The organism is Mycobacterium sp. IDUB_9, from assembly GCF_055419505.1.
Genome location: NZ_JBVAXU010000002.1, coordinates 686,488 through 706,571 on the forward strand (window position 1 = coordinate 686,488; position 20,084 = coordinate 706,571).

Below are 20,084 nucleotides of genomic sequence, written 5' to 3' on the forward strand. Positions count from 1 at the left end.
CGTGATCAATCCCGCGGAGGTGGACGCTGTCGTCCTCGTCGGTGGACGAGGCACCAGGCTGCGGCCCCTCACCCTCTCGGCGCCCAAGCCGATGTTGCCGACTGCAGGCGTGCCGTTCCTGACTCACCTACTGGCGCGGATCGCCGAGGCCGGTATCACACACGTGGTGATGGGCACCTCGTACAAGGCCGAGGTATTCGAGGAGGCGTTCGGCGACGGCTCCGAGCTGGGGCTCGAGATCGAATACGTCACCGAGACAGAGGCACTCGGCACCGGTGGTGCCATCGCGAACGTGGCCGACAAATTGCGCTACGACACGGCGATGGTGTTCAACGGTGACGTCCTGTCGGCGGCCGACCTCGGCGCGTTACTGGAGTCACACGACACCCACCAGGCCGACCTCACGCTGCACCTGGTGCGCGTCAGTGATCCGCGTGCGTTCGGCTGTGTGCCCACCGACGCCGACGGACGCGTGACGGCATTCCTGGAGAAGACCCAGGACCCGCCGACCGACCAGATCAACGCCGGCTGCTACGTGTTCAAAAAGCATGTCATCGAACAGATTCCGAAGGGCCGGCCGGTGTCGGTCGAACGCGAGGTGTTCCCCGGCCTGCTCACCGACGGATTGAAGGTGTGCGGATATGTCGACGCCTCCTATTGGCGCGACATGGGTACACCCGAGGATTTCGTCCGCGGCTCCGCCGATCTGGTCCGTGGCATCGCACCAACGCCGGCCCTCAACGGGCAACGCGGTGAGTCACTGGTGCACGAAGGGGCGGCGGTCGCCCCGGGCGCATTGCTGATCGGTGGCACCGTGGTGGGGCGCGGCGCCGAGATCGGTGCCGGCGCACGGCTGGACGGCGCGGTGATCTTCGACGGGGTGCGCGTGGAAGCCGGTGCGGTGATTGAACGTTCGATCATCGGCTTCGGTGCCCGCATAGGCCCGCGGGCACTGATCCGCGACGGCGTGATCGGTGACGGCGCCGACATCGGTGCGCGCTGCGAACTGTTGCGCGGTGCCAGGGTATGGCCCGGCGTGGCCATCCCGGACGGTGGTATCCGGTACTCCACCGACGTGTAGACCGCGCTGTCGGCGGGGTTGCGTTGGCGTTGCCTCGCGCCGAAACTACGCCTTCTGACGAGTTTGGGCGGAAATCCGTCAGAAACCGTAGTCTCGGCGATCGAGAAAGTGTATTTGCGGGCCCCCGCGGAGCCTTAGGCTTTGATGGTCGAAAGGGGAGGGCCATGTTCATCGGACACCGGATCGTACGGGAGGTCTTCCGGCGCACAGTGGTGGCGCCGCTTGCGGCACTGGTGGTGCTCGGAGCGGGTTTGGGGGCTACCGCGCCAGAGGCGGGTGCCTGGCCCATTCCGCTGACCGCACAGGACACGAACTATCTCAAAGCCACGCGCGGCGTCTTTCCCGGCGACGACGACCAGTTGCTGACCGTGGGCCGCCAGATGTGCCGCGATCTCTACACCGGCCAGCCCGCCCAGGCGGTGATCGACCAGACTGCGGCCCAGTACGGGGCCACACCGGAGCAGACCGCGGTTGCACTGCGCGCTGCCCGCCGGGCGTACTGTACGCAGGCTCCGGGCTAGGCGGATTCCGCTGCCGCGGCGGCCAGTTGGGTCAGGCCGAAGTCGGTACCCTCGGGCAGCGCGTCCAGGGGCCACCACCGAAGATCCAAAGATTCGTCACTGCACGCGATCTCGGCACCCGCCGGAGACCGCACCACGAACTGCATGTCGAGATGACGGGTCGGTACACCCAGTGAACAGGTCACCGGATGTACGTGCAGTGCGGCCAATTGCGGGTCGATGGACAACCCGCTGATGCCGGACTCCTCGGTGGCCTCGCGCAATGCAGCTGCGCGAATGTCGGAATCCGTTTCCTCACAATGCCCGCCGAGTTGCAGCCACCGGCCGAAGCGGGGATGCAGCGTGAGCAACGTCTGGGTCCCGGTGTGGTCGACGACCAGTGCCGAGGCGGTGATGTGGCCGGGGACGCACGCCCGCAGGCAGGCATCGGGACGGGCCGCGAGAAACGACAGCACCGCATGCCGCAGCGTGTCCTGGCCGGGATCGGCTGTCTGCCAATGCGTCAGCACCTCGACGGCGGAGGCATGCAGGCTCTCGGCGCTCACTTCACCACCAGCAGGCCATCGGTGGATACCGAGTCGCGAGGTGGCTGCGGATCGTCGGGGTGACCGATCGCGATGGCCCCCAAAGGCTCCCAATCCGACGGAAGATCGAGCTCGGAACGGACCAGATCGCCGGCGAAGATCGTGGAGCCGATCCAGCAGCTGCCCACCTCTCGCACCGCCAGCGCCACCAGCAGGGCTTGGACCGCCGCACCCACGGCGACCGTGAACATGGTGTGCTCGGCCTGGGTACGGGCGTCGTCGGGATAGCTGTGGGCTCCGTCGGGAACCATGAAGGGAATCACCAGTTCCGGAGCATCGTAAAGGATCTGGCCGCGGTTCAGGCGTCGTTCGACGGATTCGGGATCTCGGCCGTCCCCGGCGAGATCGGCGCGCCACTTGTCCTTCATCCGGTCCAACAGCCGCACGCGGGCGGCGCCGTCGCGCACCCAGACGAAACGCACCGGGCGGGTGTGATGTGGTGCGGGCGCGGTGAGTGCCTCGCCGACGGCAGCTTCGATGAGTGCGTGATCGACCGGTTCATCGGAGAATGTGCGCACCGAACGACGGAGGAGCTGAGCTTGCCTGCGCCCCATCTCGATTGCCTCGGCCGTACCGAGCCAGAACAGATCGTCCTCGCCGGAGCGCAACAGCGTGCGCGCGTTCGAACCGTCATCGGTCAGATCCAGCCCGCGTACCACTGCGACGGGGATCGCGGTGAGCTTGCCTTTCACCAGATCGGCTGCGGCGGCGATCTCGTCGGCCACTGCGACCTCGGTGACCAGCAGTTCGTTGCCGTGCCGGTCATGAGCGCCCGCGTAACCGTGCAGCACGGTGAGCCCGGAGGCGCCGATCGCGAAATCGGCTTGGCCATTGCGCCAGGCGCGGCCCATGGTGTCGGTGATCACGACAGCGACGGTGACGCCGAGTCGCTCACGCAGGCCTTCACGTAACGCCTGCGCGCTGCTGTCGGGATCGGTTGGCAGCAGCGCCAACTCGTTCGAGTCGACATTGGAGCCGTCGACTCCCGCGGCGGCTTGGACCAGCCCGATGGCGTTCTCGGTGATCAGGGTTCGACCCTTGCGTGCGAGTACGCGAACCGCCTCGCCGTCGATCAGCTTGCGTCGCATGGCGTCACGCTCGTCGGGATCGGAAGGTGCGGTGACGATGCGGCCTTCACACTTGGAGACGATCTTGCTGGTGACAACCAGCACATCTCCGTCGCTCAACCATGGTGCCGCCTCGGCGAGCGCAGCGGCCAGATCATCTCCGGGGCGGAACTCGGGAAGCCCTGGTACGGGCAGAATCTCGACCCGATCGGCCGATCCGTGCTCGGTGCTCACAGCGGGACGCCGGCCAGGTCGAGGCCGGCCCGCACCATCTCGGCGGTGGCCGACGGATCCGTCATCAGCAGTGGCACCGCGCGCACCTGGACGCCCTCGATCTCGGCATCGTCACCCTCGTGTACCAGCCAGCCGTCCAGGATTCCCGTGCCCGACCGGGCGCCGAAGTGCCGGCCGACGGCCTGTGAGGTGGATTCCACACCGATGATGGACAGGCACTCATCAGCCATGCCGCGCAAGGGTTTTCCGTCGATGATGGGGGAGTAGCCGACCACCGGCGCCTTGGTCGAGCGCAGTGCGCCGCGGACGCCGGGGATCTGCAGGATCGGCCCGATGCTCACGACCGGATTCGACGGTGCCAGCAACACCACGTCCGCATCGGCGATCGCCTCGGCGACGCCCGGCGCCGCGGTTGCCTGTTCCGCACCGACGAACGCAAAGCTGTGCGAGGGCACCTGCGCGCGATAGCGCACCCACCACTCCTGGAAGTGGATGGCCCGTTTCTCGCCGTCTTCGGGGTCGGTGATGACCACGTGGGTCTCACTGCGGTCGTCGGTGACGGGCAGCAGCCGCGCTCCCGGCGACCAGCGCTTGCACAATGCCTCGGTGACCTGCGACAACGGGTAGCCGGCGCGCAGCATCTGGGTGCGGACCAAATGGGTGGCCAGGTCCCGGTCACCCAGGCCGAACCAGTCGGGTTGCACGCCGTAGGCGGCGAGTTCCTCCTTGGCGTGCCAGGTCTCGTCGCGGTGACCCCAGCCGCGTTCGGGATCGATACCGCCGCCCAGGGTGTACATGCAGGTGTCGAGGTCCGGGCAGATCCGGACGCCGTGCATCCAGGCGTCGTCACCCACGTTCACGATCGCGGTGAGTTCGTGCTTGCTGTCGCTCTCGGCGAACTGGCCGAGGCCCAACAGATGCTGTACCCCCAGCAAAAACCGGGCGCCTCCGACGCCGCCGACCAGAACGGTGATCTTCACAACGTCCGACCCTAAGCGCTGAGGGCGCGCGGATGGAAACGACGTCGTCACGGGCAGGACACGCCGATGTCGCGACGCGCCGATTTGACATAACGAGATGGTATGAATTCGCGCTCTGGCGCTTGACCCCGGCAGCTAACACGTGTGTAATCACATATGTGTCATTTCCCGGTCGGTGACCGATTCCGGTGTCGCGGACCGAGATTCGATCAACTGTTCGAATGGGGTGACCGCATATCGCAAGGGTGGGGCTCCACTTAGGATCTACGAGACCGAGTGAGGAGGCGGGGGATAATGTCTTATGAGAGCGGCGATTTCGATCATGTGGTCCGGTTTGACGATCGGCTACTCGGCTCGGTAGACAACGCACCGCACATCAACACGGGAACGACACCGATGGAGGCGGCCGGACGTCCTCAATTGAGTCTGGTTCCGGTGAGTTCGGTATCCGAACACATTGATGTTGATCCGGAAGACGAAGACGACCAATGGCAGGAACGTGCGCTTTGCGCACAGACCGACCCGGAGGCGTTCTTTCCGGAGAAGGGCGGGTCTACCCGCGAGGCCAAGCGCATCTGCCAAGGCTGCGAGGTCAAGGATGCCTGCCTTGACTATGCGCTCGCGCACGATGAGCGTTTCGGCATCTGGGGCGGATTGTCCGAACGCGAGCGCCGCCGGCTCAAACGCGGCATCATCTGACGCTCTCCGGCAGAGCGCTCATCGCATGATGCGGCGCTCGACGTCAGTCGTCGTCGATCGTTGGGTCGATGACTGACGGTTCAACCCCCAGATAGGTGGCCACCTGTGCCACCAGGATTTCATGCAGCAGGTCAGCTAGCTCATCGGATCCTTTGACCCGGCGCTCGATGGGCTTGCGGAACAAGACAATTCGAGCCCGGGTCGCATTTCCTCTGACGTCAACCCCGGCAGGTATCAGCCGCGCCAACGCGATCGGGCCATCGGCGATGACCTCAGGTGGCCATTGCACACTGTCGGGATCTTTCGGCGACATCCGCGGAATCTCATCGACGGCGACATCGAGATCTTTGATCCGTGAAGCCCACCGCCGCTCGATCGGCTCATATGCTTCGAGCACTGTCATGTCGAACCGCTCGGCGCGGCTACGCCAGCCGGGAACCGTGCGCGGAAGCAGCGGTCCGCGCATGTCGCGGCCGCGACGCGATCGCCATGGGTTGCGCTGGGCCACGGCGATGATCGTAACGGTTCGAGATCGGGGACCCGACCACTGCGCGTGTCCGGCACCGCACAGCGATCGTCCAAAGTAATCTCTGTTGCGTGAATGTTCCCCGTCGCTGCTGCCGGCCCGGGTGCCCGCACTATGCCGTGGCGACGTTGACCTTCGTCTACTCCGACTCCACGGCGGTAGTCGGACCCCTGGCCACGGTGTCTGAACCCCATTCCTGGGACCTTTGTGTCGGCCACGCCGGTCGCATCACCGCGCCCAAAGGCTGGGAGTTGGTCCGTCATGCCGGTCCGTTGCCCACCCATCCGGACGAGGACGATCTGGTGGCCCTGGCCGACGCGGTCCGGGAAGGCCAGCCCGGTGCCGTTCCCCGCGGTGGAGTGGTGGCCGGATTCTCCGATCCCGCCACCGGTGTGGGAACCAGCGCGGTGATGGCACCGCAGGCACGTCCCGCCGAGACCAACGGCCGCCGTCGCGGGCACCTGCGGGTGTTGCCGGATCCCACCGATTAAGACCTGATTAGACGACGGCCGGCCCAAGAGTAGTGAACGTGTCGACCCCGCCCGGCGGTTAGGCTGGCGCCAACGATCCCGTTTCACAAGGAGCTATATGTCTAGGCCAGCGGCGGCTGTTCACGATGTCATCAAGGCCTATGACGTCCGTGGTCTGGTCGGTAGCCAAATCGATGAGGCGTTCGTGGCCGACGTCGGCGGTGCGTTCGCTCGTCTGGTCCGCGCCGAAGGCGCCGCACAGGCGGTTATCGGCTATGACATGCGGGAGAGTTCACCGACGCTGGCGGCCGCATTCGCCGATGGTGTGATGGCCCAGGGCTTGGACGTGGTCCGAATCGGGCTGGCCTCTACCGATCAGCTGTACTTCGCCTCGGGTCTGTTGGACTGCCCGGGGGCGATGTTCACGGCCAGTCACAACCCGGCCGCCTACAACGGGATCAAACTGTGCCGCGCCGGGGCCAAGCCGGTGGGCAAGGACACCGGGCTGTCCGTCATCGCCGACGAGGTGATCGCCGGGATACCGGCCCATGACGGCCCGGCGGGCGTGATCTCCGATCGTGACGTGCTCGACGACTACGGCACCTTCCTCCGCTCGCTGGTCGATCTCAGCACGCTTCGTCCGCTGCGTATCTCCGTCGATGCGGGTAACGGCATGGCCGGTCACACCACGCCCGCGGTCCTCGGGCCGATCCCGGGCGCCACCGTTCTCCCGCTGTTCTTCGAACTCGACGGCAGCTTCCCCAATCACGAAGCCAACCCGTTAAATCCGGCCAACCTCGTCGACCTGCAGGCTCACGTACTGGCCAGCGGCGCCGACATCGGCCTGGCGTTCGACGGTGACGCCGACCGCTGCTTCGTGGTCGACGAACTCGGGCGCCCGATCTCGCCGTCGGCGGTAACCGCATTGGTGGCCGCCCGTGAGCTCAAGCGGGAGATCGGCGCCACGGTGATCCACAATCTGATCACCTCGCGCGCGGTTCCCGAGTTGGTGATCGAGCGCGGCGGCACTCCTGTGCGGTCCCGCGTCGGGCATTCCTACATCAAGGGTCTGATGGCCGAGACCGGTGCCATCTTCGGCGGTGAGCACTCGGCGCACTATTACTTCCGCGACTTCTGGGGCGCCGATTCGGGCATGCTCGCGGCGTTGCACGTGCTGGCCGCACTGGGCGAGCAGGACCGCCCGCTCTCGGAGTTCATGGCGGACTATCAGCGGTACGAGGCGTCCGGAGAGATCAACTTCACCGTCAGCGATGCACCCGCGTGTGTGGACGCCGTACTGAAATCGTTCGCCACCTCGATCCAGTCCATCGATCACCTCGACGGCGTCACGGTGGATATCGGCGATGGCAGTTGGTTCAACCTGCGCACGTCGAATACCGAACCGCTGCTGCGGCTGAACGTGGAAGCGCGCACTGCCGAGGACGTCGCCGCGCTCGTCGACAGAGTTTCGGCACAGATCCGTGGGGTGAGCGAGCCGGTGCCGTGAACGCCGTCGACGCCACGGTAGACCTGGACGACGGCGACGGACTTCTCGCCGCTGATCGCAACGGTCTGCTGCGGGCGGCGGCCATGGCGGGTGCCCAGGCGCGGGCCACCGCCGCAGCCCTGGCGGAAGGCTTGCTCGACCCGTTGCATGCCGATCATCCACCGCGCACAGTGATTTGGGTTGCCGGTCGCGGCGCCGCCGAGCATGCGGGTGCAATGTTGGCGGGTGCACTCAGCGCATCGATCGCCGCCCCGATCGTGGTGGCCGCCGAGGCCCCGCCGTGGCTGGGCGCACTCGACGTGGTGATCGTGGCCGGTGACGATCCGGGCGATCCGGCTCTGGTGAACGCGGCGGCAGCCGGCGTGCGCCGCGGTGCCAGGGTGTTGATCGTCGCGCCGCACGAAGGCCCGTTGCGTGATGTGGCGGCTGGGCGCGCGGTGGTACTGGCACCCCGGCTGTGGGTTCCCGACGACTTCGGACTGACCCGATACCTGGCCGCCGGTCTGGCCGCGCTCCAGGTGGTGGATCCCGGTATGCGAGTGGATCTGGCTGCGCTGGCAGACGAACTGGACGCCGAGGCGCTGCGTAACAGCGCAGGGCGAACACTGTTCACCAACCCGGCCAAGACCCTGGCCGAACGGATGTCGGACAGCGCTGTCGTGCTGGCAGGCGACAATCCGGCCACGGTGGCGCTGGCCCGGCACGGGGCGACGGTGATGCTGCGCGTGGCCGGGGAAGTGGTGGCCGCCGCCGGACTGGGTGACGTTCTCGCCGCGATCGGCAGCGGAGCGGTCGGGCTGCCCGGGGCCCGATCGCTGTTCCACGACGAGGAGATCGACGGCCCGCTGCCGCGCCGCATGCGTACGTTCGCCTTGATCACCGACACCGAACGACAACTGGTGGGGGCAAGGGTCAGCGGCTTTGACGACATCGCGGTGATCGGCGCCGAGGACGTGCCGGACCAGGCTGGGACGCCCCTGCCGGTCGGGCGCCCGGAACAACAACTGGCGGTTCTGGCTGTCCGCATGGAGATGACGGCCGTATATTTGAAACTGGTTCGAGGATAAGAAGTGCATCTTCTACGGGGAGCGGTGCGGACCTATGCCTGGGGTTCGCGTACTGCAATCGCTGAGTTCACCGGAAGGCCCAGTCCGACAATCCATCCGGAGGCCGAGTTGTGGCTCGGTGCGCACCCGGGTGACCCGGCCTGGCTGCAGACCGAACACGGTGAAGAGTCGCTGCTGCAAGCGGTCCAGGACGACCCCGAGGGGCAACTGGGCAGCGTGGCGATCGGCAGATTCGGCGATGCGCTGCCCTTCCTCGTCAAGGTTCTGGCCGCCGATGAACCATTGTCGTTGCAGGCCCATCCCAGTGCCGTGCAGGCGAGGGAAGGCTTCGACCGCGAGGACCGGCTCGACATTCCGGTGAATTCCCCCATTCGCAATTATCGGGACCGCAGCCACAAGCCCGAATTGCTGGTGGCGCTAGGGCAATTCGATGCGCTGGCCGGATTCCGCCCGGTGGACCGCACGGTGGAGTTGATGCGGGCGTTGGCCGTTTCGGATCTCGACCCGTTCATCAACCTGCTGTCGGATCAATCCGATGCCGACGGGTTGCGAGCCCTGTTCACCACCTGGATCACCGCGCCCCAGCCCGATCTCGACGTGCTGGTGCCGGCTGTTCTCGACGGGGCGGTCCACTACATCCGTTCCGGGGCAAAGAAATTCGCCGCCGAGGTCAAGACCGTGCTGGAGCTCGGCGAGCGATACCCCGGTGACGCCGGTGTGTTGGCCTCCCTGTTGCTGAACCGCATCAGCCTGCAGCCGGGGGAGGGCATCTACCTTCCCGCGGGAAATCTGCACGCGTATCTGCACGGTGTCGGTGTCGAGGTGATGGCCAACTCCGACAACGTGCTGCGCGGTGGGCTGACCCCGAAGCACGTGGATGTTCCCGAACTCCTACGCGTGCTGGACTTCAGCCCGACTCCTGAAGATCGGCTGCGCCCGGAAACCGTCACGGACGGAACGGAAACCATCTATCGGACGCCCGCGCAGGAATTCGCGGTGTCGGTGCTGACGGTCGACGGCGCACGCATCGGCGACGAGATCGACGTGCACTCCCACCACGATGGTCCGCAGCTGCTGCTGTGCATCGAAGGCGCGGCAGTGATATATGCCGATGACGACAAGCTGACCGTAGAGCGCGGCATGGCGGCCTGGGTGGCAGCCGAGGACGGTCCGATCCGGTTGACCGCCGCCGAGCCGACGAAACTGTTCCGCGTCACCATCGGGATCTGAGCGGCCTCGCCAAGTCCGGCACCGCAATAAATTGACGTTGCCACTCATTTGGTCCCGCGGACGGCGCGTACCCATTACGGTGTCCGTGAAATGAGAAGAATTCTTAGGACCTCGCCAAGGTGCATCGCGCACCTGCCGCGCCCCAAAGGCGCGGGGGCCCAGGCGGTCAGGGGTTGCCGCGCCACTCGCAGCGCCGGCGATCCGCGCCCGTTCACCTGCGGGCGGATGGGCTGCAGCGGCCGGGTTCCGGGCCGTCCGAGTTTGCCCAGCGGCGTACGTCTAACGAACGTGCAACAACTCGTGGCACAATACCGTGGCTGACGGCGTGATTCGGCTCTCAGATTGCTACCCTCTGCAAGGAACCTCACAGCATCAACGGATAGGGACATGACAACGGTCAGCGACTCGGACGACGTAGCAGCAGGGGACCTCTATTTCGACAGGGTGGAGGCCCTCTCTCGTGCGACGGTCCGACGACGCTTCGATCCCAACATTGACATCGACTGGGATGCACCCGACAACGCGTTGGAAGACGACGATCCGCGGTGGCAACTGGACCCGGAGAGCGCTCCGCTCGCGGCGACCGACTGGTACGCCCAACAGCCGTTGCAGCGCCGTATCGACATGGGCCGCTGGGTAACCGCGAACACCCTAAAGGTCACGCTCCAGTTCGAGATGATGCTGATCCGCGGTGTGGTGCATTACGCCGGGAAAATGCCGAACGGTTCGCCGGTATTCCAGTACCTGCTCCACGAACTGATCGACGAATGCAATCACATCCAGATGTTCCAGGAATTCATCAACCGCACCGGCGAGGATGTGCCCGGAATGCGGCGAGGTTCCCGGGTGATCGGGCCGATCCTCGGCTTCATCGGTGGTTACGCCAACTTCATTCTGTTCATCGGGGTGCTCTGCGGTGAACAGCCGCTGCACTTCCAGCAGACTCTGCAGCATCGTGGCGCAGCGCACGTGCCCCCGCTGCTGAACAAGATCACCTATATTCACCTGGCGGAGGAAGCCCGCCACATATCGTTCGCCGACGATCTACTGGCCGAGCGAATGCAAAGCGTCAGCCGGCGGAAGCGGGCGTGGTACGCGATTCTTTTCCCGTTCTTCCTGCGGTGGCTGATCGGGGAGATGGTGGGGCCGCCGCGCACGTTTGCCCGGCAATTCGGCGTTCCGCGACGGGTTTTCAAGGCTGCGTTCTGGCGGAGTGATCAGTCGCGCCAGATGATGGCGGAATCGGCCGCCGACGTTCGGCGAGTAGCCGAGGATCTGGGACTGCGGACGGCATGGTCGCGTTGGATCTGGCGAATGCTGGGTATCGACGGGCGCCTACCGCGGTACCGCGGCGAGCCGGACCGCGGTTCTGCGATCACGCGCGTGATCGGCCTTCACACCGCGCTGACGGCACGCCTCACGGCGGTGGCGATCATGGCGGGCGTTGCCCTGTTGGTGGCGCCGGACGGTCCCAAGATCATCGCGTGCGCCGCCGCCGGGGCGGGTGTATGGGCGGCCTACCACACTCTCCGGGAACGCCGTGGTGGCGTGACGGGGAACCAGGCCTTTGAATGGCCGCGGCTTTTCGTGTGGGTCGTGGTGTGCGTGGCCATGATTCCCGCGGGCGGGCTGATCGGCCTCGCCTTGGTGGTGTTCATGATTCTGGCACTTGCCGAATTCATGCCCACCATGTGACGGGACGTCAAGTCCTCGCACCAATGAGCCACGTCGGCGACGAGCACCGACGTGGCTCAGCGGTTTCAGATGGTGGTAGCCGCCGTCAGGCGGGCTTTTGGAACGTGTACACCCGGTACTGGATGAGGCCCACCTTGGACAGCCACTTCATCCACCGGGTGCCGACGATCATCGTCTGCTGGGCATCCGCCGATCCCTGCTCGCGGAAGAACTTGAGCAGGAAGGGATATGTCGGCAAGGTGTTCTTGCGGATGTTGCGCTTCGCCGCGAGCTGGAGCCCGGCACGCTTGCCCATTGACTTGTAGCCCCGCAGCGGGACGTTTCCGAGCGTTCCGTAGGACTTTGCGATCCGGGGACGGATAGCCATCCAGATCGGGGTCTTGCCGAAGAACATCAGGGTCGGCACGAAGTCGGACACCGCCAGGTAGCCGCCCGGCTTGAGCACCCGCGCTGCCTCCGCGAGGAACTTCTCGCGGGACGGGAAATGGAAGATGCACTCGACAGCCAGGACGCGGTCGAAGGAGTTGTCCTCGAACGGCAGCTGGCAGGCATCGGCCTCGACCCAGCCGATCTTGTTGCCGTTGACGGGCTTGGTCTGGGCCTCGGCCGCCGCGAGCTGGCGCGGGTCGATGTTCAGACCGGTGAGGTCCATGTTGGAGTAGGTGCCGTTGATCTGCTGGATGGTGCCGCCGAACCCGCAGCCGGCGTCCAGCACCTTCTGCCCGTCGGCAACCTCTCCGGCCGCGAACAGCACGTGGTCCATCTGCTCCATGGCAGCGATGTAGTCGGCTCGGGTGCCCTTGGCGTCCTTGGGGTTTTCCCAGTAACCCCAGTGCACCTGGTTTTCCCACAGCTGACCGGTTTCGCCACCAGCCTGCCGTTCGTCTATCAGCAGGTCAAAGTAGGGGAGCTCAGCCATGCGCGGACCGTATCACGATCGGCATCGAGTGTGACGTAGGCCCCACACAGGTGCGACGGGATCGTTCCCGTGGAAACTTTGTGCGTCCTACTCAGTTGGCGGCCACCGTGATGGGAACATTGCGTGACCCCGGCCCGGATGAGAGGCAAACCGATTATGTCTGCCCTTCGGCGAATCAAATCTGTCGAGCAGTCGATTGCCGACACCGATGAGCCGTCGACCCGGCTCCGCAAGGACCTCACGTGGTGGGACCTGACAGTTTTCGGTGTTTCAGTCGTGATCGGCGCAGGTATCTTCACCATCACCGCCTCGACGGCGGGCAACTTGACCGGGCCTGCGATCTCGATTGCCTTCCTCATCGCTGCCGTGGCATGCGGGTTGGCTGCGTTGTGCTACGCCGAGTTCGCCTCCACCGTGCCCGTTGCCGGCAGCGCGTACACCTTCTCCTATGCCACGTTCGGTGAATTCGCAGCGTGGATCATCGGGTGGGACCTGATCCTGGAGTTCGCCGTCGCATCCGCGGTGGTGGCGAAGGGATGGTCGAGCTACCTCGGGACAGTGTTCGGGTTCGGCGGCGGCATAGCGGATTTTGGTGGCCTGGCGGTCGACTGGGGCGCCCTGGTGATCATCGCGCTGGTGACGGTCCTGCTGGTGGTCGGCACGAAGTTGTCGGCGCACTTCAGTCTGGTGATCACGATCATCAAGGTGTCGGTCGTGTTGTTGGTTGTGGTCGTCGGCGCGTTCTACATCAACGTCGCCAACTACACCCCGTTCATCCCCCCGAACGAGGCCGGTGAGGGCGCCAGCGGGGCCGACCAATCATTGTTCTCGTTGTTGACCGGGGCGGCGGGCAGCCACTACGGCTGGTACGGCGTGCTGGCCGGCGCCTCGATCGTGTTCTTCGCGTTCATCGGCTTCGACGTCGTCGCGACCACCGCCGAGGAAACCCGCGATCCGCAGCGCGATGTGCCCCGCGGCATCCTGGCCTCGCTCGGCATCGTCACCGTGCTGTACGTCGCCGTGTCGGTGGTGTTGTCGGGCATGGTGTCCTACACCGTGCTGCGCGATGCACCCGACGGGCACGCCAACCTGGCCACGGCATTCGAGGCCAACGGTGTGCACTGGGCGGCGAAGGTCATCTCCATCGGCGCGCTCGCGGGGCTCACCACGGTGGTGATCGTGTTGATGCTGGGACAGACCCGGGTGCTGTTCGCGATGTCGCGCGATGGTCTGCTGCCGCGTCGGCTGGCCGTCACCGGCAGCCACGGCACACCGGTCCGGATCACCATGATCGTCGGTGTTCTCGTGGCGATCGCTGCCTCGGTGTTCCCGATGGGCCGACTAGAGGAGATGGTCAACATCGGCACGCTTTTCGCCTTCGTGCTGGTTTCGGCCGGGGTGATCGTGCTGCGTCGGACCCGGCCTGACCTACCGCGCGGATTCCGGGTGCCGTGGGTGCCGGTGTTGCCGGTCGCCGCGATCCTGGCGTGCCTGTGGTTGATGCTCAACCTGACCGGGCTGACCTGGATCCGGTTCCTGCTCTGGATGGTGATCGGAGTAGTGGTGTACCTCGCTTACGGCCGTCGGCGTTCCATGCTGGCCAAGCGGGACGCCGCCACCGTCTGAGCATCGCGACGCTGAGGCGGGGGAGCGCCCGCACCACACCAAACTGAACCTGGCACCGACTGTGACCCCGCACACCCATCGATCTTTACAAAACATGGTCAAATGTCTAGACAGCGGACATAGTCCCACTTATAGTCAAGTCATTGCAGTGACAGCTCTCACAAAAGGAGGCGCATCGTGGTGGCGGAACTCTCGAATGGACCGGACGTCGCAGATGTCGGGCAGTGGCGGGACAAAAAACGACATCTGTGGCTCATGGGACTGATCGCCCCGACGGCGATCTTCGTGATGCTGCCGCTGGTCTGGGCGCTCAACCAGCTCGGCTGGCACACCGCCGCTCAGGCACCGTTGTGGATCGGGCCGATCCTGCTCTACGTACTGCTGCCGCTGTTAGACCTGAGGTTCGGGCCGGACGGCCAGAACCCGCCCGACGAGATGATGGAGCAGCTGGAGAACGACAAGTACTACCGGTACTGCACCTACGTCTACATCCCATTCCAGTACGCGAGCGTCATCATGGGCGCGTATCTGTTCACCGCGTCCGACCTCAGCTGGCTCGGGTTCGACGGCGCGTTGAGCTGGCCGGCCAAGATCGGCATCGCCCTGTCGGTGGGTGTGCTCGGAGGCGTGGGCATCAACACCGCCCACGAGATGGGCCACAAACGTGACTCGCTGGAGCGTTGGCTGTCCAAGATCACGCTGGCTCAGACCTGGTACGGCCACTTCTACATCGAGCACAACCGTGGCCACCACGTCCGCGTCGCCACCCCCGAGGATCCCGCGTCGGCCCGCTTCGGCGAAACATTCTGGGAGTTCCTGCCGCGCAGCGTGTTCGGCAGCCTGCGCTCGTCCTGGGAATTGGAGGCCCAGCGGTTGCGCCGGCAGGACAAGTCACCGTGGCACTGGTCCAACGACGTACTCAACGCGTGGGCCATGTCGTTCGTGTTCTTCGGCATCCTGATCGCGGTGTTCGGTCCCGCGCTGATCCCGTTCATCGTCATCCAGGCCATCTATGGCTTCAGCCTGCTGGAATCGGTGAACTATCTCGAGCACTACGGGCTGCTGCGGCAGAAGCTCCCGACCGGTCGGTACGAGCGCTGCGCACCCGTGCACAGCTGGAACTCCGACCACATCGTGACCAACCTGTTCCTGTATCACCTGCAGCGGCACAGCGATCACCACGCCAACCCCACCCGGCGGTACCAGACCCTGCGCAGCATCGACGGCTCGCCCAACCTGCCCAGCGGGTACGCGTCGCTGATCGGGCTCACCTACCTGCCGCCGTTGTGGCGCAAGCTGATGGACCACCGGGTGCTGGAGCACTACGACGGTGACATCACCAAGGTGAACATCCAGCCGCGGCTGCGCGAAAAGGTGCTGGCCCGTTACGGCGCAGGCAGCGAGGGGGCGCAGCAGTGAGCGCCTACCAGTGCCCCGGCTGCGGCTACACCTACGACGAGTCGAAAGGCGCCCCGCGAGAAGGCTTCCCGGCCGGAACTCCGTGGGACCAGGTACCCGACGACTGGTGCTGCCCGGATTGCGCGGTGCGAGAGAAAGTCGATTTCGAGGTGATAGGAGTGAGCAAGTGAGCGACTACAAGCTGTTCATCTGCGTGCAGTGCGGATTCGAGTACGACGAGGCCAAGGGCTGGCCCGAGGACGGCATCGCCCCGGGCACCCGATGGGACGACATCCCGGAGGGCTGGAGCTGTCCCGATTGTGGTGCTGCGAAGACCGATTTCGAGATGGTCGAGGTCGCACGGCCTTGACCGCTTCGGGCGACGCGCTCGAAACCCGCCCGGAAAGCGATATTGTCGCCCGTGTGAGTCGGCCGCGAGACAAACAACGCATCCCGTATGCGGAGGCATCCAGGGTGCTGCTGCGCGACTCCATTCTCGACGGCATGCGGGAGCTGCTGTTGACCCGCGACTGGTCGGCCATCACGCTCTCGCACGTGGCCCAGGTCGCCGGGATCAGCCGTCAGACGATCTACAACGAGTTCGGCTCTCGGCAGGGCCTGGCCGAGGGATATGCGATGCGCCTGGCGGATCGCCTCGTCGACGCCGTCGACGAGGCGATCAACAACAACGTCGGCGAAGTACACGCGGCGTTTCTTGAGGGCTTCCGCGCGTTCTTCCTCGAGTCGGCCGCCGACCCTCTGGTGATCTCACTGCTCACCGGGGCCTCCAAGCCCGACCTACTGCAGATCATCACCACCGGCAGCGGGCCGATCATCTCCCGATGCTCGACGCGGCTGACCGGAACCTTTCAGAACAGTTGGATGAAAGCCAGCGATGAGGACGCCGGCGTTCTGGCCCGGGCGATCGTGCGGCTGGCGATGAGTTACGTGTCGATGCCGCCCGAAGCGGACCACGATGTGGCCGGTGACCTGGCCCGACTGATGACGCCATTCGCCGAGCGCTACGGTGTCATAGATACCCCGTAGCTGTCAGAGCGCCGCCGCTGTTGAAAACGCATGAGCGCCTGTCCCGCGAGCCCGCAGGCTAGAGGTATCTGCGTGTGGCGTCGCCGTGTCCGGCGCACCCCTGCGCTTGCAAGCAATCACGACTGAAAGAGGGCTCTACATGACCGAGTTGAAGGCCGACATCCGGGGCGGTATCGACTACAAGGTGGCCGACCTGTCGCTGGCTGAGTTCGGCCGCAAGGAGATCCGCCTGGCTGAGCACGAGATGCCCGGCCTGATGTCCCTGCGCCGCGAATACCACGACGTGCAGCCGCTCAAGGGTGCCCGTATCTCCGGCTCACTGCACATGACCGTGCAGACCGCTGTGCTGATCGAGACCCTCGTGGCACTGGGTGCTGAAGTCCGATGGGCTTCCTGCAACATCTTCTCGACCCAGGACCATGCCGCGGCGGCGACTGTCGTCGGACCGCACGGAACTCCCGAGGAGCCCAAGGGCGTCCCGGTGTTCGCATGGAAGGGCGAGAGCCTGGAGGAGTACTGGTGGGCCGCCGAGCAGATGCTCACCTGGCCGAACGAGCCGGCCAACATGATCCTCGACGACGGCGGTGACGCCACCATGCTCGTGCTGCGCGGCGCGCAGTACGAGAAGGCCGGTGTGGTGCCGCCCGCCGAGGATGACGACCCGGCCGAGTGGAAGGTGTTCCTGGCGCTGGTGAGCAAGCGCTTCGAGACCGACAAGGACAAGTGGACCAAGATCGCCGAGTCGGTCCAAGGTGTCACCGAGGAGACCACCACCGGTGTGTTGCGGCTCTACCAGTTCGCCGCTGCCGGTGAGCTGGCGTTCCCGGCCATCAATGTCAACGACTCGGTGACCAAGAGCAAGTTCGACAACAAGTACGGCACCCGGCACTCGCTGATCGACGGCATCAACCGTGGCACGGACGTGCTTATCGGCGGCAAGAAGGTGCTCATCTGTGGCTACGGCGACGTGGGTAAGGGTTGCGCGGAGTCGCTCGCCGGCCAGGGCGCCCGCGTTCAGGTCACCGAGATCGACCCGATCAACGCGCTGCAGGCCTTGATGGACGGTTTCGACGTGGTGACCGTCGAGGAGGCGATCGGCAACGCCGACATCGTCGTCACCGCGACCGGCAACTTGGACATCATCAAGCTCGAGCACATGAAGGCGATGAAGGACCAGGCGATTCTGGGCAACATCGGCCACTTCGACAACGAGATCGACATGGCCGCCCTGGAGCGCTCGGGCGCCACCCGGATCAACATCAAGCCGCAGGTCGACGAGTGGACGTTCGGTGACTCGGGCAAGTCGATCATCGTGCTGAGTGAAGGTCGGCTGCTGAACCTCGGAAACGCCACGGGCCACCCGTCATTCGTGATGAGCAACAGCTTCTCCAACCAGGTGATCGCCCAGATCGAGCTGTGGACCAAGAACGACGAGTACGACAACGAGGTCTACCGCCTGGCCAAGCACCTCGATGAGAAGGTGGCCCGCATCCACGTCGAGGCACTCGGTGGTCAGCTGACCAAGCTCACCAAGGAGCAGGCCGAGTACATCAACGTCGACGTCGAAGGTCCGTACAAGCCGGAGCACTACCGCTACTGAGTTACCCGAGGTAGCTTCTTCTGCGCGAGCAGTCGCGAAACCCCCATTTCCCTGTGGATTTGGGGGTTTTTGCGTCTTTTCGGCACTTCCGCGCCGACGTAAGCGGACCGCCGGGCCCGTTGCCGGGAGCGTCGGGTGACCTGATCAAGTCCGAGCCGTCACGCCTCGTGCTGGAACCGTCGACCGGTTCAACGGATTACCGACACCCCCGATTGCGGGAAGTTCTAGCGCATCGCGATCGGTAAGCGAGAAAGGTTGTCGGACCCCCGAATTAATCTGTATTCATGGTGTCGATAAAGGACATGTACCAATTTGCACGCGACGACTCATCGTTCTTGATGGGCGTGGCAAGTTCATATTTGCTGGCATGGGTGGTCTTCGCTAACCAGGACTCTGCGGTACACAAGGGGCCGATCGACTGGATGCTGAGTTATCTGACCCAAGTGGGCATCTCGATCCCCGGCTGGATCCAGAAAGTACTTTTGTCGCCGCGGCCGGATATATGGTTGATGATGCTATTCGCATCTCTCGCGCTTGCCTACTGCATCCATCTGCTCCCGCTTGTGCTTATTGCGTGTATACAGTGGCACGGACTGGGGGCGACTTCGTTGGGATATTTGTTGGCGCTTGCAGTACTGAGTCTGTTGACTGGTCTGATCGCAAGCATGGCAAGCGATTCGCTGGGCCCAAGATATGCGGTCCAGGCGAAGGTCCTGTTTCCGGGTATGGCCGTGCCAATGTATCCGGTTTTCGTGATACTGGGCATGTTCGAGAAATTCACGCAGCCTGCCGATGGAGCACCTACCCTCCCGGCAGACCTGGACCTCCTGGAGCGCAAGACGATTCAAGACCTCACAGGTGCCGAACTGGTCCGCGCAATGAGGGTGGCGAGCGATTCCCGTTATGCGATCCCGCCAATCAGGAGAAAGCCCGTCACACTTATGTCGTCGTGAGGTGTCGTGAGGTGTGTTGCGCTTCCAGCGGTGAGTAGTTGCGTCGCTCTCCCGCCTGCGGCCCATCTTCCATGCCGACCTGAAACCGGACATCGCATCCGACGACATCGAGGAATGCTCGCTCGGTGGCCTGAATCTCATTGTGCAGGAACGGGGATTCACGCCGGGCTACGTGCCGCCGGAGCAACGGGCGGGGCGTCAAAGCTAAGCTCGCCAGTGTGCTCATTGCGATCGAAGGTGTCGACGGCGCAGGCAAACGTACATTGACCAACGGCCTGCGGGCAGCCTTCGAGGCCGATCGCAAGTCCGTCGGCAGCCTGGCATTTCCGCGATACCACCGGTCGGTGCCCGCCGACCTGGCTGCCGAGGCGCTGCACGGCGCCCACGGCGACCTGGCCGAATCCGTGTACGCGATGGCCACCCTGTTCGCGCTCGACCGCGCCGGCGCGCGTGAGGAGATCGAACACCTGCAGAGTGCCTACGACGTCGTCATCCTGGACCGTTACGTCGCCTCCAATGCCGCCTACAGCGCGGCGAGGCTGCATCAGGACGCCGACGGTGAGGCGGTGGCCTGGGTGCGCGAGCTCGAGTTCGACCGCCTCAAACTCCCCAGGCCGGATTGGCAGGTACTGCTCGACGTGCCGACCGAGCTGGCCGCCCAGCGGGCCGAGCACCGTGCCAACACCGAGGCCGATCGCGCGAAGGACGCCTACGAGCGCGACGGTGGACTGCAGCGGCGCACCGGGGCGGTCTATGGCGCGCTGGCCGCCGCCGACTGGTGCGGTCGATGGGCCACCGCGGGCCCGGATGTGGACCCGGCCGCCCTCGCAGGTCGGCTAAGCCGCAGATAAAGCCGAGAAACCCGCGTGTGGTACCCCGG

21 protein-coding genes are annotated in these 20,084 nt (G+C 65.1%); 16 read left to right on the forward strand and 5 right to left on the reverse strand.

Going from position 1 to position 20,084, the window contains the following annotated elements; all coding sequences use genetic code 11:
• Nucleotide 1: 1 nt before the first annotated feature.
• A complete protein-coding gene (manB, locus tag ACZY08_RS11965) occupies nt 2–1,081 on the forward strand; it encodes a mannose-1-phosphate guanylyltransferase (RefSeq protein WP_463744645.1) in 1,080 nt (359 codons plus the stop codon).
• Nucleotides 1,082–1,245: 164 nt separating this feature from the next.
• A complete protein-coding gene (locus tag ACZY08_RS11970; protein ID WP_463744644.1) occupies nt 1,246–1,602 on the forward strand; it encodes a DUF732 domain-containing protein in 357 nt (118 codons plus the stop codon).
• Here the strand turns inward: ACZY08_RS11970 and ACZY08_RS11975 are convergent.
• Genes ACZY08_RS11975 through cofD form a run of 3 tightly spaced genes read right to left on the reverse strand, consistent with a single transcriptional unit; the run spans nt 1,599 to nt 4,467 of the window.
• Nucleotides 1,599–2,147 carry an NUDIX hydrolase gene (locus ACZY08_RS11975; RefSeq protein ID WP_463744643.1) on the reverse strand — a complete coding sequence of 183 codons (549 nt, stop codon included), beginning with the start codon at nt 2,145–2,147 and terminating at the stop codon, nt 1,599–1,601. The two genes, ACZY08_RS11970 and ACZY08_RS11975, sit on opposite strands and share 4 nt — an antisense overlap.
• Nucleotides 2,144–3,487 (reverse strand): coenzyme F420-0:L-glutamate ligase, encoded by a 1,344-nt coding sequence (locus ACZY08_RS11980; protein WP_463744642.1) that lies wholly within the window; start codon nt 3,485–3,487, stop codon nt 2,144–2,146. Before ACZY08_RS11980 ends, ACZY08_RS11975 begins: the two co-directional genes overlap by 4 nt.
• Nucleotides 3,484–4,467 (reverse strand): 2-phospho-L-lactate transferase, encoded by a 984-nt coding sequence (cofD, locus tag ACZY08_RS11985; RefSeq protein WP_463744641.1) that lies wholly within the window; start codon nt 4,465–4,467, stop codon nt 3,484–3,486. Before cofD ends, ACZY08_RS11980 begins: the two co-directional genes overlap by 4 nt.
• A gap of 294 nt (nt 4,468–4,761) precedes the next feature.
• Between cofD and ACZY08_RS11990 the strand changes: the two genes are divergently transcribed.
• Complete coding sequence (locus tag ACZY08_RS11990; RefSeq protein WP_463744640.1) at nt 4,762–5,166, forward strand: WhiB family transcriptional regulator; 405 nt, start codon at nt 4,762–4,764, stop codon at nt 5,164–5,166.
• Nucleotides 5,167–5,209: 43 nt separating this feature from the next.
• Here the strand turns inward: ACZY08_RS11990 and ACZY08_RS11995 are convergent, their stop codons facing one another.
• Nucleotides 5,210–5,632: a metallopeptidase family protein gene (locus tag ACZY08_RS11995; protein WP_463745274.1), complete on the reverse strand. Its 423-nt coding sequence runs from the start codon at nt 5,630–5,632 to the stop codon at nt 5,210–5,212.
• Between the two features lie 131 nt (nt 5,633–5,763).
• Between ACZY08_RS11995 and ACZY08_RS12000 the strand changes: the two genes are divergently transcribed.
• The 5 genes from ACZY08_RS12000 (at nt 5,764) to ACZY08_RS12020 (ending at nt 11,661) form a co-directional block, all read left to right on the forward strand.
• Nucleotides 5,764–6,183 (forward strand): DUF3499 domain-containing protein, encoded by a 420-nt coding sequence (locus ACZY08_RS12000; protein WP_463744639.1) that lies wholly within the window; start codon nt 5,764–5,766, stop codon nt 6,181–6,183.
• A 97-nt stretch (nt 6,184–6,280) separates the two neighbouring features.
• The gene (locus ACZY08_RS12005; protein ID WP_463744638.1) at nt 6,281–7,669 is read left to right on the forward strand and encodes a phosphomannomutase/phosphoglucomutase; all 1,389 of its coding nucleotides are present in this window, start codon (nt 6,281–6,283) and stop codon (nt 7,667–7,669) included.
• Nucleotides 7,666–8,736, forward strand: coding sequence for a TobH protein (locus tag ACZY08_RS12010; protein ID WP_463744637.1), 1,071 nt, complete (start codon nt 7,666–7,668; stop codon nt 8,734–8,736). The genes ACZY08_RS12005 and ACZY08_RS12010 overlap by 4 nt, the downstream gene beginning before the upstream one ends.
• Before the next feature lie 3 nt (nt 8,737–8,739).
• Entirely contained in the window at nt 8,740–9,966 is a 1,227-nt protein-coding gene (gene manA / locus ACZY08_RS12015; RefSeq protein ID WP_463744636.1) for a mannose-6-phosphate isomerase, class I, read from the forward strand.
• 387 nt (nt 9,967–10,353) lie between these two features.
• Nucleotides 10,354–11,661 carry an AurF N-oxygenase family protein gene (locus ACZY08_RS12020; RefSeq protein ID WP_463744635.1) on the forward strand — a complete coding sequence of 436 codons (1,308 nt, stop codon included), beginning with the start codon at nt 10,354–10,356 and terminating at the stop codon, nt 11,659–11,661.
• An 85-nt stretch (nt 11,662–11,746) separates the two neighbouring features.
• On the opposite strand, the gene ACZY08_RS12025 is transcribed toward ACZY08_RS12020, so the two are convergent.
• Nucleotides 11,747–12,580, reverse strand: coding sequence for a class I SAM-dependent methyltransferase (locus tag ACZY08_RS12025; RefSeq protein ID WP_463744634.1), 834 nt, complete (start codon nt 12,578–12,580; stop codon nt 11,747–11,749).
• Between the two features lie 156 nt (nt 12,581–12,736).
• Here ACZY08_RS12025 and ACZY08_RS12030 point away from each other — a divergent pair, with 156 nt between their 5' ends.
• From ACZY08_RS12030 to ACZY08_RS12065, 8 genes are all read left to right on the forward strand, one after another.
• A complete protein-coding gene (locus ACZY08_RS12030) occupies nt 12,737–14,206 on the forward strand; it encodes an amino acid permease (RefSeq protein ID WP_463744633.1) in 1,470 nt (489 codons plus the stop codon).
• 255 nt (nt 14,207–14,461) lie between these two features.
• Entirely contained in the window at nt 14,462–15,625 is a 1,164-nt protein-coding gene (locus ACZY08_RS12035; protein ID WP_463745273.1) for an alkane 1-monooxygenase, read from the forward strand.
• The gene (locus ACZY08_RS12040; protein WP_463744632.1) at nt 15,622–15,795 is read left to right on the forward strand and encodes a rubredoxin; all 174 of its coding nucleotides are present in this window, start codon (nt 15,622–15,624) and stop codon (nt 15,793–15,795) included. Before ACZY08_RS12035 ends, ACZY08_RS12040 begins: the two co-directional genes overlap by 4 nt.
• A complete protein-coding gene (locus tag ACZY08_RS12045; protein ID WP_463744631.1) occupies nt 15,792–15,974 on the forward strand; it encodes a rubredoxin in 183 nt (60 codons plus the stop codon). The genes ACZY08_RS12040 and ACZY08_RS12045 overlap by 4 nt, the downstream gene beginning before the upstream one ends.
• A 53-nt stretch (nt 15,975–16,027) precedes the next feature.
• Entirely contained in the window at nt 16,028–16,651 is a 624-nt protein-coding gene (gene alkX, locus ACZY08_RS12050; RefSeq protein WP_463744630.1) for a TetR family transcriptional regulator AlkX, read from the forward strand.
• A 139-nt stretch (nt 16,652–16,790) separates the two neighbouring features.
• Nucleotides 16,791–18,251, forward strand: coding sequence for an adenosylhomocysteinase (gene ahcY, locus ACZY08_RS12055; protein WP_463744629.1), 1,461 nt, complete (start codon nt 16,791–16,793; stop codon nt 18,249–18,251).
• Between the two features lie 284 nt (nt 18,252–18,535).
• A complete protein-coding gene (locus ACZY08_RS12060; RefSeq protein WP_463744628.1) occupies nt 18,536–19,204 on the forward strand; it encodes a hypothetical protein in 669 nt (222 codons plus the stop codon).
• A 218-nt stretch (nt 19,205–19,422) separates the two neighbouring features.
• On the forward strand, nt 19,423–20,055 hold the full coding sequence (locus ACZY08_RS12065; RefSeq protein ID WP_463744627.1) for a dTMP kinase: 633 nt from the start codon (nt 19,423–19,425) through the stop codon (nt 20,053–20,055).
• The last annotated feature ends 29 nt before the right edge of the window (nt 20,056–20,084 follow it).